The organism is Citrobacter sp. EC_71, from assembly GCF_019584005.1.
GTDB classification, from domain to species: domain Bacteria; phylum Pseudomonadota; class Gammaproteobacteria; order Enterobacterales; family Enterobacteriaceae; genus Citrobacter; species Citrobacter werkmanii.
In genome coordinates this window covers 1-271 of sequence record NZ_VDAY01000090.1, presented here as the reverse complement: position 1 = coordinate 271, position 271 = coordinate 1, and the positions used below count along the sequence as shown (strand labels likewise).

The window sequence follows — 271 nt, the reverse complement described above, 5'->3', positions numbered from 1 at the left end:
AGACGACGACGTTGATAGGTCGGGTGTGTAAGTGTAGCGATACATTGAGCTAACCGATACTAATGAACCGTGAGGCTTAACCTTACAACGCCGAAGCTGTTTTGGCGAAGAGACAGATTTTCAGCCTGATACAGATGACATCGACATGCTAAAGGCGTGTTGATAAACAGAATTTGCCTGGCGGCTGTAGCGCGGTGGTCCCACCTGACCCCATGCCGAACTCAGAAGTGAAACGCCGTAGCGCCGATGGTAGTGTGGGGTCTCCCCATGC

At 52.0% G+C, this 271-nt stretch carries 2 rRNA genes; both read left to right on the top strand.

Annotated elements, in window-relative coordinates:
* A 23S ribosomal RNA gene (locus FHD02_RS24155) occupies nucleotides 1-84 on the top strand; the annotation flags it as partial.
* A gap of 92 nt (nucleotides 85-176) precedes the next feature.
* Nucleotides 177-271: ribosomal RNA gene (gene rrf / locus FHD02_RS24150) — 5S ribosomal RNA — on the top strand; the annotation flags it as partial.